We start from the raw sequence: 19,394 nt of genomic DNA, 5'->3' as shown, positions 1-19,394 counted from the left end.
CGCGGATTGCCCGATATGGCAAAGCGTTGAAACAGGTCTAAACACGCCGATACAACGGGACACCGGACACCGGACACCGCGTGACGCACTTCATGAAAATCGATCTGCATCACGAAACTTCTGCAAAACGAATCAACAATCTGACGATCATCGAACGATCGTCAAACGATCGGCCGCTCACGACGATTCCATCGCAAGCGGCCGCCGCCCCTCTCCTCAGAACTTCCACAACAGATTGCCGTACAGCGCGTGGTCGCTGATGCTGCCGCCGATCTGGCCGCTGTAGGACAGCCCGAGCGACAGGTTCTTCGTGATGGCCGCATCGACACCGACCTCGAGCACTGCCGCATCACGCGCGACCGGCACGCCGGTGACGCTGAACGGCGAGCCGCCGCTCGCGAACGACAGCCTCGACGCCGGCTGCGTATTGCCGAACGCGTGCCGCCAGCCGACGGTACCGAACGCCGTGACCTTGCCCTTCGTCGTGACCGCGACGTCGGTCGAGGCCCGCACGCCGAGTGTCGAGAAGCCGAGGCCCGTCGTATCGGAATCGCCCTGCAACGCCGCCGCGCCGCCGTTCTCCTTGAAGCCGTCGGTGTGCAGGCTGGCGTACGCGAGGCCGACGAACGGTTCGAGCGCGACGTTACGGAACGCCGTCGAGTAGCCGATCTCGGTGAACACCTGCGTCGCGTTCGCGTCGTAGCTGGCGGTATCGTGATCGGAGAAGCTGCCGAACGACGGATTGCGCTCGCTATGCACGCGGTACCACGACTGCGACACGCCACCGCGCACGTTCCACGCGTTGTACCGGCCGCTCGCGTACAGCGCGATCGTCTCGCCGTTGACCTTCGCCGACTCGTTCTGGTCGGTATTGAGCTGGCTGCGCGACGCACCGCCCGCGATACCGACGCGCCAGTGGCTGCTGACTTCCGCATCCGTGCCGACGACGAAGCCATACAGGTTGCGATCGATCGACGCGACGCCGTCGCCGTCGAACCGGCTATGCGAACCGTACAGCCGGCCCCACACCGCGGGCTTGTACGACTTGGCCGGCGTGCAGCCATTCTCCGCGGCCATGCGCCGGTCGAGCGCCGCCGAATGATCGTCCGCCGACACCGGTGCCTCGCATCCGCACAGCGCCCCGCCCGGCTGCGAACCGAGCCGCGCACGATCGAGCACCGCATCGCGCACGTAGCGGCTATCCGACAACAGCACGCTGCGCGTACTCGGATACAGATCGCCAGCCAGTTGCGTGAACGCGCGGTTCGCGGTCGGCGCATCCGACGTCAGCACCGTATCGAACAGCGGGTTGCCGGCGCCGAGCGTGCCGACCGCACCCGCCACCGCTTGCCCGTCGGGTGTCGTCGCGACCGACGAGAACGGCGTGCCGTTCGGCGTCAGCGACATCAGCACTTGCGCCGGGTTATACGTGAGCGTCGGCGCGAGGAACGCATACGTCGAGTTCACCGCGCTGAACTGCCCTTGCACGCCCGCACCGGCATTCACGATGGTGTAGAGCTTGCCCGGCTGGTATTGCCCGGTGGCCGCGACGACCTGTACCGATCCACCGTTGAGCGTGGCGGAGCCGGTCACGTCGAGACCGCCGCTCTGTTGCGGCGTGGCGCCGACCTGCAGCGTCGAGCCCGGCTGGAAGGTCGCGTTGCCCGCGACCTTCAGCGGCTGCCCGAGCTGGAGGACCGATGCGGTGCCGCCGCCCGACACGACCAGGCCGCCGATCGTGCCCGTCCCGGTGACGGTCGCGCCGTTGCCGACGGTCACCGGCGAGTTGGCCAGCGAACCGGTGACCGCGAGCGTGCCGCCCGTCACGGTGGTCGGCCCGGACAGCGTGTTGGTCCCGCTCAGCACCTGTGCACCCGTGCCGGCCAGCGTCAGCGGACCGGTACCCGACAGCGTGCCCGCGAACGAGCTGGTGCCGGCGGAATTGACGGTCAGCGGCGTCGCGCCGAGGTTCACGTTCGAACCCGTCGTGCCCGACAGCGTGCCGATCGACTGCGGTGCGGCCGACCCCGTGAGGTCCAGCGTCGCGCCGCTGCCCGCGAGAATCACCGGGCTCGTCGGCGCAAGGCTGCCTGCGCCGGCAAGCGCGAGCATGCTGCCGCTGCCGATCGTCGTGCCGCCGGTGTACGTGTTGGCGCCCGTCAGCGTCTGCGTGCCGCCGCCCTGCACCGCGAAGCCGCCGGTGCCGGCGATCGTGCCGCCGAACGAACCGCCCGTCGGACCGGCCACGGTCAGCGTATTGCCGCCGAGATTCACGGTCGAACCGGCGGCGCCCGACAGCGCGCTCGCCGTCTGCGGTGTCGTGGCCGCGCTGACATCGAGCGTCGCGCCGTTGCCGGCCAGCGTCAGTGCGCTGCCCGCCGACAGGCCGCCGCTGCCGCCGACCGCCAGCGTGCTGCCGTTGCCGATCGTCGTGCCGCCCGTGTACGCGTTCGCGCCGCTGAGGGTCGTCGTCGACGGGCCGCTCACCGCCAGGTTGCCGCCACCGGAGATCGGGCCGCTCAGGCCGAGGTTGTTGGCGCCGCCCACCGTCAGCGTCGAACCCGCGCCAAGATTCACCGCGTTGCCGAGCGTCGTGCCCGCGACGCTGGTGCCGAGCGTGCCACCGTTGCCGCCGACGCTCAGCGTGCCGCTGCCGAGTGCGGTCGGCGTGCCGGCCACCAGCGTGCCGCCGCCGGTGACGCTCGTGCCACCGGTGTAGGTGTTGGCACCCGACAGCGTCGTCGTCGCCGGACCGTTGACCGCGAGCGTGCCGCCACCCGAGATCGCGCCGCCCAGGCCGAGGTTGTTCGCGCCGCCGACCGTCAGCGTCGATCCCGTACCGAGGTTCACCGTGTTGTTCAACGTCGTGCCCGGCGTGCCGGCAGCCAGCGTGCCGCCCGCACCGCTCGCATTCAGCACGCCGGTACCGAGCGCCGTGTTATTCCCCGCGACCAGCGTGCCGCCACCGGTCAGGTTCGTGCCGCCCGAATACGTGTTCGAACCGGTCAGCGTCTCGGTGCCCGTGCCGCCCAGCGTCAGACTGCCGCCCGTGCCGGCGATCGTGCCGCCGTACGTGCCGCTGCCCGACCCGCCGAGCGTCAGGGTGTTGCCGCCGAGGTTCACCGTCGAACCGGCGACACCCGACAACGCGGTCGTCGTCTGCGGCGTGGTCGCGCCGCTGACGTCGAAGGTTGCGCCCGCACCGGCCAGGTTCAGCGGGCTGCTGCCGGACAGGCTGCCGCCCGCGCCGATCGCCAGCGTGCCGCTGTTGATCGTCGTCGCGCCGGTGTACGTGTTGGTGCCAGTCAGCGTCTGCGTGCCGCTGCCCGACAGCGTCAACCCGCCCGTGCCGGCGACGGTGCCGCCGTACGTGCCGTTACCGGCGCCGCCCAGCGTCAGCGTGTTGCTGCCCAGGTTCACGGTCGAACCCGACACGCCCGACACTACGCCCGTGGTCTGCGGCGTCGTCGCGGCGCTCAAGTCCAGCGTGGCGCCCGTACCCGACAGATCGACCGCGCTGCCCGCCGACAGGCTGCCGCCCGCGCCGACCGCCAGCGTGCTGCCGTTGCCGATCGTCGTGTTGCCGGTGTACGAGCTGGCGCCGGTCAGCGTCGTCGTCGACGGACCGTTCACCGCGAGATTGCCGCTGCCGACGATCGCGCCGCCCAGGCCCAGATTGTTCGCACCGCCCACCGTCAGCGTCGACCCCGCGCCGAGACCGATCGCGTTGGTCAGCGTCGTGCCGGCCACGCTCGTGCCGAGCGAACCGCCTGCGCCGGTCGTAGTCAGCGCGCCCGTGCCGAGCGCCGAACCGTTGCCCGCGAGCAGCGTGCCGCCGCCGCTCAGGGTCGTGCCGCCCGTGTACGTGTTCGTCCCGTTCAGCGTTTCGGTGCCCGTGCCCGACAGCGTCAGGCTGCCGCCCGTGCCGGCGATCGTGCCGCCGAACGTCCCGTTGGCGGAACCGCCGAGCGTCAGTGCATTGCCGCCGAGGTTCACCGTCGAGCCCGCTACGCCCGACAACGCGCCAGTCGACTGCGGCGTCGTGGCGGCGCTCAGATCGAGCGTCGCCCCTGCACCGGCCAGATCGACCGCACTGCCGCCCGACAGGCTGCCGCTCGCGCCAACCGCCAGCGTGCTGCCGTTGCCGATCGTCGTGTTGCCGGTGTACGAGCTGGCGCCGCTGAGGGTCGTCGTCGACGGGCCGCTCACCGCCAGGTTGCCGCCACCGGAGATCGGGCCGCTCAGGCCGAGGTTGTTGGCGCCGCCCACCGTCAGCGTCGAACCCGCGCCAAGATTCACCGCGTTGCCGAGCGTCGTGCCGGCCACGCTCGTGCCGAGCGTGCCGCCCGCGCCGCTCGTGTTCAGCGCGCCCGAGCCAAGCGCCGAACCGTTGCCCGCGATCAGCGTGCCGCCGCCCGTCAGGCTCGTGCCGCCCGTATACGTGTTCGTCCCGTTCAGCGTCTCGGTGCCCGTGCCGCCCAGTGTCAGGCTGCCGCCCGCACCCGCGATCGTGCCGTCGTAAGTACCACTACCCGAACCGCCGAGCGTCAGGTTGTTGCCGCCGAGGTTCACCGTCGAACCGGCGACACCCGACAGCGTGCCCGTCGTCTGCGGCGTGGTCGCGCCGCTCAGATCGAAGGTTGCGCCCGCACCCGTCAGGCTCACCGGCGTCGTCCCCGACAGGCTGCCGCCCGCGCCGATCGCCAGCGTGCCGCTGTTGATCGTGGTCGCGCCGGTGTACGTATTGCTGCCCGTCAGCGTTTCGGTGCCGGTACCCGACATCGTCACGCCACCGGTGCCGGCGATGTTGCCCGCGTAGGTGCCGCTGGCCGACCCGCCAAGCGTCAGGTTGTTGTTGCCCAGGTTCACCGTCGAGCCGGCCACGCCCGAGATCGCGCCGGTCGATTGCGGCGAGGCGGCGCCGCTCAGGTCGAGCGTCGCGCCGGCCGCCGTCAGGCTGACCGGGCTGCTCGACGACAGGCTGCCGTTGCCGCCGATCGCGAGCGTGCCGCTGTTGATCGTGGTCGCACCGGTGTACGTGTTGTTGCCCGTCAGCGTTTCGGTGCCGGTGCCCGACAGCGTCAACCCGCCCGTGCCGCCGATCACGCCGCCATACGTGCCGCTGCCTGCGCCGCCGAGCGTCAACGTATTGCCGCCCAGGTTGACGTTCGTGCCCGTGCCGCCGGACAGCGCGCCGCTCGTCTGCGGCGACGTGGCCGCGCTCAGGTCGAGCGTGGCGCCGGTGCCGGACAGGTCGATCGCGCTGCCCGACGACAGGCTGCCGCCCGCGCCGACCGCCAGCGTGCTGCCGCCGCCGATCGTCGTGCTGCCGGTGTAGGTGTTCGCGCCCGACAGCGTCGTCGTCGACGGACCGTTCACCGCGAGGTTGCCGCCGCCCGAGATCGCGCCGCCGAGGCCGAGATCGTTCGCACCGCCGACCGTCAGCGTCGACCCCGCGCCGAGATTCACCGCGTTGCCGAGCGTCGTGCCCGGCGTGCTCGCGGCCAGCGTGCCGCCTGCACCGGTCGTGTTCAGCGCACCGGTGCCGAGCGCCGAGCCGCTGCCCGCGATCAACGTGCCGCCGCCGCTCAGGGTCGTGCCGCCCGTGTACGTGTTGTTGCCGGTCAACGTCTCGGTGCCGGTGCCCGACAACGTGAGGCTGCCGCCCGCGCCGGCGATCGTGCCGCCATACGTGCCGTTGCCCGTGCCGCCGAGCGTCAGGTTGTTGCCGCCGAGGTTCACCGTCGAACCGGCCACGCCCGACAGCGTGCCCGTGGTCTGCGGCGTGGTCGCGCCGCTGACGTCGAAGGTTGCGCCCGTACCGGTCAGGTTCACCGGGCTGCTCGCGGACAGGCTGCCGCCCGCGCCGATCGCGAGCGTGCCGCTGTTGATCGTCGTCGCGCCGGTGTACGTGTTGGTCCCCGTCAGCGTTTCGGTGCCGGTGCCGGACAGCGTCAACCCGCCCGTGCCGCCGACCGTTCCGCCGAACGTGCCGTTGCCCGACCCGCCGAGCGTCAGCGTGTTGCCGCCGAGGTTCACCGCCGAACCCGCCGCGCCCGACAGCGTGCCGGTCGTCTGCGGCGACGTGGCCGCGCTCACGTCCAGCGTCGAGCCCGCGCCGGCCAGATCGATCGCACTGCCCGATGACAGGCTGCCGCCCGCGCCGACCGCCAGTGTGCTGCCGCCGCCGATCGTCGTGTTGCCGGTGTACGAGCTGGCGCCGGTGAGCGTCGTCGTCGACGGGCCGTTCACCGCGAGATTGCCGCTGCCGCTGATCGCGCCGCCGAGGCCGAGATTGTTCGCACCGCCAACCGTCAGTGTCGACCCCGCGCCGAGATTCACCGCGTTGCCGAGCGTCGTGCCGGCCACGCTGGTGCCGAGCGTGCCGCCTGCGCCGCTCGTGTTCAGCGCGCCCGTGCCGAGCGCCGAACCGCTGCCCGCGATCAACGTGCCGCCGCCGTTCAGGGTCGTGCCGCCCGTGTACGTGTTGTTGCCCGTCAGCGTTTCGGTGCCGGTGCCCGACAGCGTCAGGCTGCCGCCCGCACCCGCGATCGTGCCGCCATACGTGCCGTTGCCCGCGCCGCCGAGCGTCAGGTTGTTGCCGCCGAGGTTCACCGTCGAACCCGCGACACCCGACAGCGTGCCCGTCGTCTGCGGCGTGGTCGCGCCGCTGACGTCGAAGGTTGCGCCCGCACCGGCCAGATTTACCGGGCTGCTCGCGGACAGGCCGCCGCCCGCGCCGATCGCGAGCGTGCCGCTGTTGATCGTCGTCGCGCCCGTGTACGTGTTGGTGCCGGTCAGCGTTTCCGTGCCGGTGCCTGCCATCGTCAACCCGCCAGTGCCGCCGATCGTGCCTGCATAGTTACCGTTGCCGGTACCGGCCAGCGTCAGCGTGTTGCCGCCGAGATTCACGTTCGTGCCCGCCACGCCGGACAGCATCCCGCTCGTTTGCGGCGTGGTCGCCGCGCTGATGTCGAGCGCCGCGCCCGTGCCCGCGAGATCGAGCGCGCTGCCTGCCGACAGGCTGCCGCCCGCGCCGACCGCCAGCGTGCTGCCGCCGCCGATCGTCGTGTTGCCGGTATAGGTGTTCACGCCGGTGAGCGTGGTCGTCGACGGGCCGCTGACCGACAGGCCGCCGCTGCCCGAGATCCCGCCGCCGAGCCCGAGGTCGTTCGCACCCCCAACGGTCAGCGTCGCCCCCGCGCCGAGATTCACTGCATTGCCGAGCGTCGTGCCGCCGACGCTCGTGCCGAGCGAGCCGCCCGCGCCCGTGACGTTCAGCGCGCCGGTACCCAGCGCGCTGCCGTTGCCGGCGACGAGCCCGCCGCCGCTCAACGTGGTGCCGCCGTCATAGGTGTTCGTGCCGGTGAGCGTCGTGGTGCCCGCACCGGTTTGCGCGAGGCCGCCGCTGCCGGAAATCGTGCCGCTCAGGCCGAGATCGTTCGCGCCGTTCAGCCCGAGCGTCGCGCCCGCGCCGAGCGTGACCGCGTTGCCGAGCGTCGTGCCGTTTACGCTCGCGCTCAGTGTGCCGTTGCCGGTCACGTTCAACGCGCCGGACCCGAGCGCCGTATTGCTGCCCACGCTCAGTCCGCCGCTGCTCAACGTCGTCCCGCCGCCGTAGGTGTTCGCGCCGCCGAGCGTGGTCGTGCCCGAGCCGGACTGCACGACGCCGCCTGCGCCGGAGATCGTGCCGCCCAGGCCGAAGTCGAACGCGCCGCCGAGATTCAGCGTCGAACCGATGCCCAGATCGACGGCGTTCGCCAGCAGCAGGTTCGCCGTGCTTGCGCTGAGCGCGCCACCGCTGCCGGTGACGTTGAGCGTGCCCGTGCCGAGCGCCGTGTTGTTGCCGACCGACAAGCCGCCGGCACCGAGCGTCGTGCCGCCCGTGTAGAGGTTCGCGCCGGTGAGCGTGGTCGTGCCGCTGCCGGTTTGCGCGAGGCTGCCGCCGCCGGCGATGATGCCGCCGAGGCCCAGGTCGTTCGTGCCGCCGAGCGTCAGCGCCGAACCCGTGCCGAGATTGACGGCATTGTTCAGCGTCGTGCCGGCGACGCTCGCGGCCAGCGTGCCGCCTGCGCCGGCGAGGTTCAACGCGCCGGTACCGAGCGCCGCGCCGTTGCCGGCGACCAGCGTGCCGCCGCCCGTCAGGTTCGTGCCACCCGTGTACGTGTTGATGCCGGTCAGCGTTTCGCTGCCCGTGCCCGACAGCGTCAGGCTGCCGCCTGCCCCCGCGATCGTGCCGCCGAACGTGCCGCTGCCGGCGCCGCCCAGCGTCAGGCCGTTGCCGCCGAGATTCACCGTCGAACCGGCTACGCCCGACAGCGCGCCGATCGCCTGCGGCAGCCCTGCGCCGCTCAGGTCGAAGGTTGCGCCGGCGCCGCCCAGATTCACTGCACCGCCCGCGGCCAGGCTGCCGCCCGCGCCGATCGCGAGCGTGCCGCTGTTGATCGTCGTGCCGCCGCCGTACGTGTTCGCGCCGGTCAGCGTCTCCGTGCCGGTGCCGGCCATCGTCAGCCCGCCGGCACCGCCGATCGTGCCGCCGAACGTGCCGTTGCCGGAACCGCCGAGCGTCAGGGTGTTGCCGCCGAGATTCACCGCCGAGCCGGCCGCGCCGACCAGCCCGCCCGTCGTCTGCGGCGACGTGGCCGCGCTCAGGTCGAGCGTCGCGCCCGCGCCGGCCAGATCGAACACACTGCCGCCCGACAGCGCGCCGCCCGCGCCGACCGCGAGCGTGCTGCCGTTGCCGATCGTCGTGTTGCCGGTGTAGCTGCCCGCGCCCGTGAGCGTCGTGATCGACGGGCCGGTCACCGCCAGATTGCCGCCGCCCGAAATCGCGCCGCCGAGGCCCAGATTGTTCGCACCGCCCACCGTCAGCGTCGCGCCCGCGCCCAGATTCACCGCGTTGCCGAGCACCGTGCCGCCGACGCTCGTGCCGAGCGAGCCGCCCGCGCCGGCGACGTTCAACGCGCCCGTGCCGAGCGCCGAGCCGTTGCCGGCGATGAGCCCGCCGCCGCTCAGCGTCGTGCCGCCGGTGAACGTGTTCGCGCCGAGCAGCGTCGTCGTGCCGCTGCCGGTTTGCGCGAGCCCGCCGTCGCCGGCGATCACGCCGCCCAGGCTCAGGTCGGCCGCGCCGTTCAGGCCGAGCGTCGCGCCCGCGCCGAGATTCACCGCGTTGCCGAGCAAGGTACCGGCGACGTTCGTGGCGAGCGTGCCGCCCGTGCCCGCGACCGTCAGCGCGCCCGTGCCGAGCGCCGCGCCGTTGCCGGCGATCAGCCCGCCGCCGGTGAGCGTGGTGCCGCCCAAGAACGTGTTCGCGCCGAGCAGCGTCGTCGTGCCCGTGCCGGTTTGCGCGAGGCCGCCGTTCCCGGCGATCGTGCCGCTCAGGCCGAGATCGTTCGCGCCGTTCAGCCCCAGCGTGACGCCGGTGCCGAGGTTCACCGCGTTGCCGAGCGTCACGCCCGGCACGCTCGCGCCGAGCGAAGCCGAGCCGTTGACGTCGAGTGCGCCGAGGCCGAGCGCAGTCCCGCTTCCGACCACCAGGCTGCCGCCCGTCAGCGCGGTGCCGCCCGCATACGTGTTGTTGCCGGTGAGCGCCTGCGAGCCGGTGCCGGCAAGCGTCAGCCCGCCCGCCCCGCCGATGTCGCCCGCGAAGACGCCGCTGCCGCTGCCGGCCAGCGTCAGGTTGTTCGCCCCGAGATCGATCGTCGAACCCGCGACACCCGACAGCGTGCCGATCGACTGCGGCGTGGTCGCGCCGCCGATGTTGAAGTGCGCACCGGCGCCCGTCAGGTTGACGGGACTCGACGCGGCGAGACTGCCGCCCGCGCCGATCGCGAGCGTGCCGCTGCCGATCGTGGTGCCGCCGGTGAACGTCTCGGCCGCGGTGAGCGTCGTCGTGCCCGGGCCGTTCACGGACAGGCCGCCGGCACCGGAGATGAGCCCGCTCAGGCCGAGATCGTTCGGGCCGCCAACCGTCAGCGCCGCGCCCGCGCCGAGCTGGATCGCGTTGCCGAGCACGGTGCCGCCGACGGTCGTGCCGAGCGAGCCGCCCGTGCCCGTCACGTTCAACGCCCCCGTGCCCAGTGCGGCGCCGTTGCCGGCGAGGAGTCCGCCGCCGCTCAGCGTCGTGCCGCCCGAGAACGTGTTCGCGCCGCTCAACGTCGTGATGCCCGAACCGATTTGCGCGAGACCGCCACTCCCGGCGATCACGCCGTTCAGGCCCAGATCGTTCGCGCCGGTCAACGCGAGCGTCGCGCCTGCGCCGAGATTCACCGCGTTGCCCAGCGCGGTGCCGTTCACGCTCGCGCCGAGCGCACCGCCCGTACCGGCGACGTTCAGCGCGCCGCTGCCGAGCGCCGTATTGCTGCCGGCGAGCAGCGTGCCGGCGCTCAGCGTCGTGCCGCCGCCGAAGGTGTTCGCGCCGGACAGCGTCGTCGTCCCCGTGCCGCTCAGCACGAGACCGCCGGTGCCGCCGATCGCGCCGCTCAGGCCGAGGTCGTTCGCGCCGTTCAGCGTCAGCGATGCGCCGTTCAGGTTGATGCCGTTCGCGAGTGCCGCGCCGGCGGCCAGATCCGCGCTCAGCGAACCGCCGAGGCCGCTCACGTTCAACGCGCCGCCGATACCGAGCGCACTGCCGCCTTCGACGATCAGGCTGCCGCCGCCCGTCAGGCTCGCGCCGCCCGTGAACGTGTTCGCGCCGGACAGCGTCGTGGCGCCGGTGCCGCCGAGCGCCAGGCCGCCCGCGCCCGAGATCGCGCCGCTCAGGCCGAGATCGGCCGCGCCGTTCAGGCCGAGCGTCGCGCCCGCGCCCAGGTTGACCGCATTGCCGAGCACGGTGCCGCCGACGTTCGTCGCGAGCGTGCCGCCCGTGCCGGATACGTTCAGCGCGCCCGTGCCGAGCGCCGCGCCGTTGCCGGCGACGAGGCCGCCGCCGCTCAGCGTCGTGCCGCCCGTGAAGGTGTTCGTCCCGAGCAGCGTGGTCGTGCCGGCACCGGTTTGCGCCAGTTGGCCGCTCCCGCCGATCACGCCGCCGAGGCTCAGGTCGGCCGCGCCGTTCAGGCCGAGCGTCGCGCCTGCGCCAAGATTCACCGCATTGCCGAGCACGGTGCCGCCGACGTTCGTGGCGAGCGTGCCGCCCGTCCCGGATACGTTCAGCGCGCCTGTGCCGAGCGCCGCGCCGTTGCCGGCGATCAACCCGCCACCGCTCAGCGCCGTGCCGCCCGAGAACGTGTTCGCGCCGAGCAGCGTCGTCGTGCCCGTGCCGCTTTGCGCAAGGCCGCCGTTACCGGCGATCGTGCCGCCGAGGCTCAGGCCGTTCGCCCCGTTCAGGCCGAGCGTGGCGCCTGCATCGAGATTGACCGCATTGCCGAGCAGCGTGCCGCCGACGTTCGTCGCGAGCGAGCCGCCCGTACCGGTCACATGCAGCGCGCCCGTGCCGAGCGCCGCGCCCGTGCCGGCGACGATCCCGCCGCCGCTCAGCGTCGTGCCGCCCGCGAACGTGTTCGGGCCGAGCAGCGTCGTGATGCCCGGGCCGGTTTGCGCCAGCCCGCCGTTGCCGGCGATCGCGCCGCTCAGCCCGAGACCGGCCGAGCCGTTCAGGCCCAGCGTGACGCCGGTATCGATATTGACCGCGTTGCCGAGCAGCGTGCCGCCGACGCTCGTGCCGAGCGTGCCGCCCGCGCCCGACACGTTCAGCGCGCCGCCGCCGAGCGCCGTGTCGGTGCCGACCACGAGCCCGCCGCCGCCCGTCAGGTTCGTTCCGCCCGTGAACGAATTGGCGCCGTTCAGCGTCAGCGTGCCGGTGCCGCTCGCTTTCAGCGCGCCGCCGCCGGCGATCGTGCCCGACAACGCGAGCCCTGTCGCGCCATCCACCGTCAGGTCCGCGCCGAGCGTCACGTTGTTGAGCAGGTTGAGACCGGCCGTGCCGGCTTCCAGCGTGCCGCCGCCGGCCGCGATCGTCCCGAGACCCAGTCCCGCGCTGTTGTTGATGATCGCGGTGCCGCCCGCCAGCGACGCGTCTGCCGCGCTCGACGCGCCGGTGATGTTCCATGTCCCGCCCTGCACCGCGAGATGCGTGAAATTGCCGTACGTATCGACCGCCAGGGTGCCGCTCGCGGAGCTGCCGGCGGCCGGGTTCAGTTGCAGGTTCAGCGTGTTGTTGCCGCCCAGCCCGGCATCGACGCCGAGCCCGACCGACGACCCGGTCTGCGCATTGAACGTGTTCGACGTGCCGAGCGCCGCACCCAGCGACACGTTGCCCGTGACGGTGCCGGCGTTGGTGAACGTGTTCCCCGCGCCCGGCGTCCCGCTGGGTGCGAGCACCACCGAACCGTTGATCGCGCCGCCGCTCGCGTTGGTGAAGTTGACCTGTGCACCGCCCGACGTGGTCACGACCTGCGCGGTGGGCCCCGCGCTGAAGCCGAGCAGGCCGGTCGTTCCGATCGTGCCGGCGTTCGTGATGTTCGTCGTGCCGCCGATACCGTTGTAGACCGTCAGCGCGGGCCCGTTGAGCAGCGAGCTCGTCGAGCCCATCATCACGCCCGTGCTGGCGTTCGTGACGTTGACCGTGCTCGCCGACGCGATATTGCCGACGACCGTGCCGTTCGACACGAGGCTCAAGCCGGACAACGCGGGGTCGATCCTGCCGTTGTTGGTCAGCGTGACGCCGCTGCCCGTCAGCGACAGCGCGGTGCCGCCGATCAGCGGCACCACGGAGACGGTCGCGCCGGACCCGACGGTCAGGTTGAGATTGTTCGCGCCGTTCGAATAGGTGGTGGTGGCTCCGGTACAACTGACGGTCGTGGTTCCGACGCAGGCGGCCAGTGCATCGGCGGGAACGATCCCGGCGCCGACCAGCGCGACCAGCATGCCGGTCGGCACGAGGAGTTTCGGACGTGCTTCCGCGCGCTTTTTGTTCGAGCCCATGCGCATACGCATAATCACACCTTCCCATAAGAGAATCGACGACACCGGGCATTCCCTCGCCGCATTCAAAATGCCGGAGGTAAATACCGGAATACGCTATTCGATGTTTTTTGGAAAAACACCGTCCCGTCACCAGTCCGAAGCGGATGGCTGGATTAAAAACAAACGAGAATCAATCGGCGAGAATTATTGAATCGGCATATTTTACTTTTAAGCCCCCTTCGTCACCCGGTAAATTTTCCACTAATTAGAAACGATTGTTTTTCATCAAACCAGGGCATTGCCCCGGCGAGCGGCTTTCCTCGCACCTCTGTCTATACAGGCCAACGAGGCCTCCACGCCGAAATCCTGCAGCGACGGGGCCTCCCGCCCGACAATCAAACGCCGCCCCGGTGCCGTCGAACAACCGTGCGTCCCTTGCCCCGCCTATCGTTTGGTCGGTGCCTGCCGTCCGATCCACGTGTCTCCAGGAGTGATCGCGAGTCAAATATAGGCTCGACTCGCAAACGTTTTCCATGGGGCCGACATTTTTTTGGCAAAACTCAACACTCTTTCATCTTCATTAACCATTTTGCATTCAGGATGAAAGCGATTCTTATTAAATTAATCACGCAAATTATTAAGAAAGGCAAAAAACTCAAATTCCCGGATGCCGACTTTTTACCGGATCTGCTTTAATTGATTCAGATCCGCCGCATTGTGTTTTTGGTCCGCGGGCGATAACGAGGTGTCCAAGGGAGAACTTCACGATGGTGACGTTGAATATCAACGACCGGCCGGCCGAGATCGACGCCGATCCGTCGACGCCGGTGCTCTGGGTGCTGCGCGACAACCTCGGGTTGACCGGCACCAAGTTCGGATGCGGCACCGGCGACTGCGGCGCCTGCACCGTGCATGTCGACGGCCGCCCGGCCCGAAGCTGCACGCTGGCGCTGTCGGCGGTCGGGAATGCGCGCATCACGACGTCCGAACATCTCGCCGACGATGCGGTCGGCAAGGCCGTCCTCGACGCGTGGCTCCGGCACGACGTCGCGCAATGCGGCTACTGCCAGAGCGGCCAGATGATGAGCGCGGCCGGCCTGCTACGCGGCAACAAGGCGCCGACCGACGCCGACATCGACCGCGCGATGGCCGGCAACCTGTGCCGTTGCGCGACTTACCAGCGCATCCGTGCCGCGATTCACGATGCGGCTCGCGCGCTTGCCTGAGCCTGCCGGGAGACTTTGACCATGCGTATCCGCACTTTCGGGCGTCCGGCAAGCGCCAACGCCCCCCACCGCGATGCATCCTCCGTCACCGGAGCCGATGCTCCGATGCCCGGCCGGCGCGGCTTCCTGAAGCTGACGATGGCGGCGAGCGGCTGCCTCGCGCTCGGCATCGCGCCGACGCGGGCGCGGGCCGAAGCCGGCAGAACCGTTCAGCCTTCGCCACCTCAAGCATTCCTGATCATTGCGCCGGACAACACCGTGACCGTTGCCGTCAACCGCACCGAGTCCGGCCAGGGCGTCAGCACCGCGCTGCCGATGGCGCTGGCCGACGAACTCGATGCCGACTGGCGCAACGTGCGCACCGTGCTCGCGCCGGCGGGCGAGCCGTACAAGGACCCGGTGACGGGTATCCAGATGACGGCCGGCTCGACGTCGGTCAATCACTCGTTCGCGCAGTACCGCGAACTCGGCGCCTCCGCTCGCGCGATGCTCGTCGCCGCGGCCGCGCAGCGCTGGAACGTCGATCCCGCCACCTGCCGGACGGCGAACGGTGTCGTGACGTCCGGCAACTACCGCGCGACCTACGGCGAACTCGCACCGGCCGCGATGGCGATGCCGGTACCGCAGCGGGTGTCGTTGAAGTCGCCGGACCAGTTCCGCATCATCGGCAAGCCGACGCCGCGCATCGACGCGCGCGGGATGCTCGACGGCACGCTCAAGTACGGGATGGATTGGCGTCTGCCGGACACGATGGTGGCCGTGGTCGCGCGCCCGCCGCGCTTCGGCGGCAAGGTCGCGAGCTACGATGCGGCCGCGGCCCGCGCCGTCAAGGGCGTGGTCGAGGTCGTCGAGATTCCGACCGATCGCGGCGGCACCGGCGTGGCCGTGATCGCGAACGGCTACTGGCCGGCCAAGCTCGGCCGCGATGCGCTGAAGATCACGTGGAAGGACGCCGGCTCGACCGTCACGTCATCCGAACAGATGCAGGCGTACAAGCAGCTCGCCGGCACGCCGGGCACCGTGGTGCGCACGGCCGACGCGGGCAGCGCGCCGCCGGCGGCCACGCGCATTCGGAAGGATTACGAATTTCCGTATCTCGCGCATGCGGCGATGGAGCCGCTCAGCTGCACGGTCGACGTCGGGCCGGCGAGCTGCGCGTGCGGGATCAAGATCTGGGGCGGCTCGTCGCTGCAGACGAGCGACCGCGCGGCGGTCGCGAAGGCGCTCGGCGTCGCGCCGGAGAAAGTCCAGATCTTCACGCTGACGTCGGGCGGCGACTATGGCCGGCGCTCGACGCCGACGTCGGACTACGTGGTCGAAGCCGCCCACGTGTCCGCCGCGTACCTCGCGGCCGGCCATCTCGGCCCGGTCAAGACGATCTGGACGCGCGAGGACGATCTGCGCGGCGGCTATTACCGCCCGATGGTGCTGCATCGCGTCGACATCGGCGTGGACGGCAGCGGCGCGGTGCGCGACTGGCAGCATGTGGTCGTCGGCCAGTCGGTGCTGAAGGGCTCGCCGCTCGAGCGCACGACGATGCTCAAGCGCGGCACCGATCCCAACCTGACCGAAGGCGTCGCGAACAGCCCGTACGGCTTCCCGATGCAGGTATCGGTCCATCAGACCGACGCCGACGTGCCGGTCCAGACCTGGCGCTCGGGCGGCAACACGCATACGGCGTTCGTGATGGAAACGCTGGTCGACGAGCTCGCGCACTCGGCGCGGCAGGATCCGGTCGCGTACCGGATGGCGCGGCTGGCCGGCCCCGAGCACACCGCGCATCGCCAGGCGCTCGCGCTGGCCGTCGACAAGTCCGGCTACGGCATCCGCACGCTGCCGGCCGGGCACGCGTGGGGGGTCGCGATGCACGAAACGGCCGGCTCGGTCGTCGCGTACGTGACGGAAGTGTCGATCGAAGCGCAACAACCGCACGTGCATCGCGTGACGGCCGGCGTGTATGCGGGGCGCATCGTCAACCCGACCGGTGCGGAAGCGCAGATCCAGGGCGGCGCGCTGTTCGGTCTCGCGACGACGAAGCCGGGCTTCGCGATCGACGTCGACCATGGCGCGGTCCGCAACGCCGGGTTCGCCGACTATTCGCCGATACGCATGCAGGAAGCGCCGCCGGTGGATGTCTTCTTCGTTCCGTCGGACGCTCAGCCGACCGGGCTGAGCGACGCCGGCGTGCCGCCGATCGCGCCGGCGGTGGCCAACGGGGCGTTCGTGCTGACCGGCGAGCGGGTGCATGCGTTGCCGTTCGCGCCGATGCTGGTCGCGGCGGCCGCGCCCGCGATGCCGGCGGCCCCCGCGGCGGCGGCCGACGAGGATCCGTACGGCGACCTGCCGGCCGGCGGCTGCCGGTTGCCGCACAAGGTCAAGCCGGCCGCGTTGAAGCCCAAGGCCGATCAAAGCCACGCGGGCGTCGGCCAGGCGCCCACGGTGCCGAAATTCCTGCGGCCGAAACGGCGCGCGGGCATTCCGTGTATCGAGGATCTGAAGAAAGGCACGGTGTGACGTAGACGTTCCGGCAAGCGGCCGCGCCCGGCGCACCCCGCCGGGCCGCCGGCCGCATTGCCCTTCGCCCTTCGCCCTTCGCCCTTCGCCCTTCGCCACGGCGGGACAGCGCGCCCGCCGTCGCGTTCACCCCCGCACGCGCCGCATCCTGAGCGTCGCCGACGGCGATTCGCCGAACACCCGCTTGTACTCGATCGCGAAGCGCCCGAGGTGCGCGAAACCCCATTTCAGCGCGATATCGGTGACCGACGCGAGCCCCGGCGTGTCGTCGGCCAGCAGTTCCTCGCGGACATGTTGCAGCCGCAACTGCCGCACGAAGCCCATCGGCGTGATCCCGTGGCGATTGCGAAAGCCGGCGAACAGCGTGCTCGGGCTGACGCCGGCGAGATCGGCGAGCCGTTCGATCGTCAGCGGCTCGTCGAGATGCGCGCGAATGTATTCCTCGACGCGCCGCACATAGAACGGCGCGAGCGCAGTCGGCCGAGGCCGCGCACCGTCGCGTGCGCTGTTCGGGTGGCCGTGCAGCAGCAGGTTGAGCAGCGTCGATTCGAGCTGCTCGAACGCGAGCGGATGGCGCAACGGATGCGCGTCCGTCGCGATCGCGCCGGCGAGCACCGGCAGTAGTTGCGCGAGACAGGCGCCCTGCGGCGACGACAGGCTGAATTCCGGTTCGAATTCGACGCTCGCACGCCGGTCGTCGCCGAAATGCCGCTGCGCGTGACGCTCCATCACTTCGCGCTCAATGCGCAGGATTACCTGCGGGCACGCGTCGCCCCAGCGCATCTTCAACGGCAGCGTCGGCGAAAGCAGTGACGCGGTGCCCGGTGACGACACGAAGCGCGTCGCGCCGCATTCGATCTCGGCGTCGCCGCGCAGCGGAATCTGCAGCAGGAAGAAATGTTCGAGCGGCCCCGGCTCGATGCTGACGCCGCCACCGTAATCGAGCAGGTTCAACGACAGGTTGCCCCAGCGCGCATGGTGCATGCAGCTGTGCAGCGCGCGCGATTCGCCGGTCGGCGTGAGCCGGTGCGGCTTGAACACATCGGCCACGCGTGCGCGCACCTCGTCGACGTCGTTCGACTGCAGCAGCAGCGTGTCGTGATTGAAACAGGCGGCATCGGCCAGCCAGCCGGTTTCGAAAAATTGCGCCATCGAAGTTCTCCCGTCGTGCTCGATCGCACTCGCGCCGTGCATGCATTCCCGCTATCGGGGAATGCGTCGCACGATCCGGACAGCGCCCGGAGTATCCGGACAGTCCGTCCTACGAAACACGCAAGTCCCGCGCAAGCCACGCAAGAAGCGGACCGTTCGCGCATCGTAGAAAACTGTGCGGGCCTTCCGCATCCGCACATACCCGCACTCGGCCCCGGCCCGCCGGCCTGCGGCAGCCGCTGCCGCAGGTTTCCGGAATTCGCGGATACCGGCCGAAGAAAGCGGATAGAAACGCCCATTTCGGCCGCCAATACTGGGCCGTCACCGAAACCAACCGCATGGAGGGACCCATGAACGGACGTCACATCGAGATTCCATCGCCGAACGGCGGCGCGTTCCGCGCGTACCTGAGCACGCCGGCCGGCGGCACCGGGCCGGGCATCGTGCTCTGTCACGAGATCTTCGGCGCGAACGCGACGATGCGCGACGTGGCCGACTATTACGCCGAGGAAGGCTATACGGTGCTCGTGCCGGACCTGTTCTGGCGCCAGGCCCCGGGCATCGAGCTCGATGATACGGCGGCCGATTTCGAGCGCGCGATGGCCCTTTACCGCGAATACGACGAAAACAAGGGCGTCGAGGACATCGGCGCCGCGCTGGCCGTGCTCCGCCGCCGGCCGGAATGCACGGGTGAGGCCGGCGTGCTCGGCTACTGCCTCGGCGGCAAGCTCGCGTATCTCGCCGCGTGCCGGCTGCCGGACGTGGCCGCGGCGGTCAGCTACTACGGCGTGGGCATCGAGCACGCGCTGGACGAAGCCGCGCACCTGCACGGGCGGCTGGTGCTGCAGATCGCGGAGCTGGACCGCTTCTGCCCGCCCGACGCGCAGCAGCGCATCGCGGCTGCGCTGGCGGGCCGCGACGGCGTCGAAGTCTACGTCTACCCCGGCGTCGATCATGCATTCGCCCGCGCCGGCGGCGATCATTTCGACAAGGCCGCCGCGGTCATGGCCCACCAGCGCGCGATCGCCGCGTTCCGCGCCGCGCTCGGCCCGCGCTACGACCTGTCCGCGCTGTGGGAAACGCACCTGAAGCACGAGTTCGACACGCGCAACGTCGACGCGACGATGGCCACGATGGTCGCCGAGCCGTACGTCAACCATATTCCGACGCTGACGGGCGGCGTCGGCCACGACGAGCTCAAGCGCTTCTACACGCATCACTTCGTGCATGCAAACCCGCCCGACACGACGATCACGCCGATCTCGCGCACGATCGGCGCGAGCCAGATCGTCGACGAGCTGCTGTTCCGCTTCACGCACACCACCGAGATCGACTGGATGCTGCCGGGCGTCGCGCCGACCGGCAAGCGCGTCGAGATTCCGCTCGTCGCGATCGTCAAGTTTCGCGGCGACAAGCTCTATCACGAGCACATCTACTGGGACCAGGCGAGCGTGCTCGTGCAGATCGGCCTGCTCGACCCGGCCGGCCTGCCGGTGGCGGGCGTCGACACGGCCCGCAAGCTGCTCGACGAAACCGTCCCGTCGAACGGCCTGATGCGCCGCTGGCACGACAGCACGCCATCGACGGATACGCACTGAC

General features: G+C 70.7%; 5 protein-coding genes. 3 read left to right on the top strand and 2 right to left on the bottom strand.

Features of this window, described 5'->3' with window-relative positions:
• Positions 1-216: 216 nt before the first annotated feature.
• On the bottom strand, positions 217-12,933 hold the full coding sequence (locus tag DFS13_RS28930; RefSeq protein WP_111442415.1) for an autotransporter-associated beta strand repeat-containing protein: 12,717 nt from the start codon (positions 12,931-12,933) through the stop codon (positions 217-219).
• Between the two features lie 737 nt (positions 12,934-13,670).
• Here DFS13_RS28930 and DFS13_RS28925 point away from each other — a divergent pair.
• Positions 13,671-14,129, top strand: a complete 459-nt coding sequence (locus tag DFS13_RS28925) for a (2Fe-2S)-binding protein (RefSeq protein WP_006498103.1) — start codon at positions 13,671-13,673, stop codon at positions 14,127-14,129.
• A gap of 21 nt (positions 14,130-14,150) precedes the next feature.
• Positions 14,151-16,643, top strand: a complete 2,493-nt coding sequence (locus DFS13_RS28920; RefSeq protein ID WP_111442414.1) for a xanthine dehydrogenase family protein molybdopterin-binding subunit — start codon at positions 14,151-14,153, stop codon at positions 16,641-16,643.
• 126 nt (positions 16,644-16,769) lie between these two features.
• Here the strand turns inward: DFS13_RS28920 and DFS13_RS28915 are convergent, their stop codons facing one another.
• Positions 16,770-17,795 carry an AraC family transcriptional regulator gene (locus DFS13_RS28915; protein WP_043205889.1) on the bottom strand — a complete coding sequence of 342 codons (1,026 nt, stop codon included), beginning with the start codon at positions 17,793-17,795 and terminating at the stop codon, positions 16,770-16,772.
• A 350-nt stretch (positions 17,796-18,145) separates the two neighbouring features.
• Between DFS13_RS28915 and DFS13_RS28910 the strand changes: the two genes are divergently transcribed.
• Entirely contained in the window at positions 18,146-19,393 is a 1,248-nt protein-coding gene (locus DFS13_RS28910) for a dienelactone hydrolase family protein (RefSeq protein WP_062885992.1), read from the top strand.
• The last annotated feature ends 1 nt before the right edge of the window (position 19,394 follow it).

The organism is Burkholderia sp. 28_3, assembly GCF_003253915.1.
Taxonomy (GTDB): Bacteria; Pseudomonadota; Gammaproteobacteria; order Burkholderiales; family Burkholderiaceae; genus Burkholderia; species Burkholderia cenocepacia.
The sequence above is the reverse complement of the archived record's forward strand: the minus strand, read 5'-3'. Positions and strand labels throughout refer to the sequence as shown.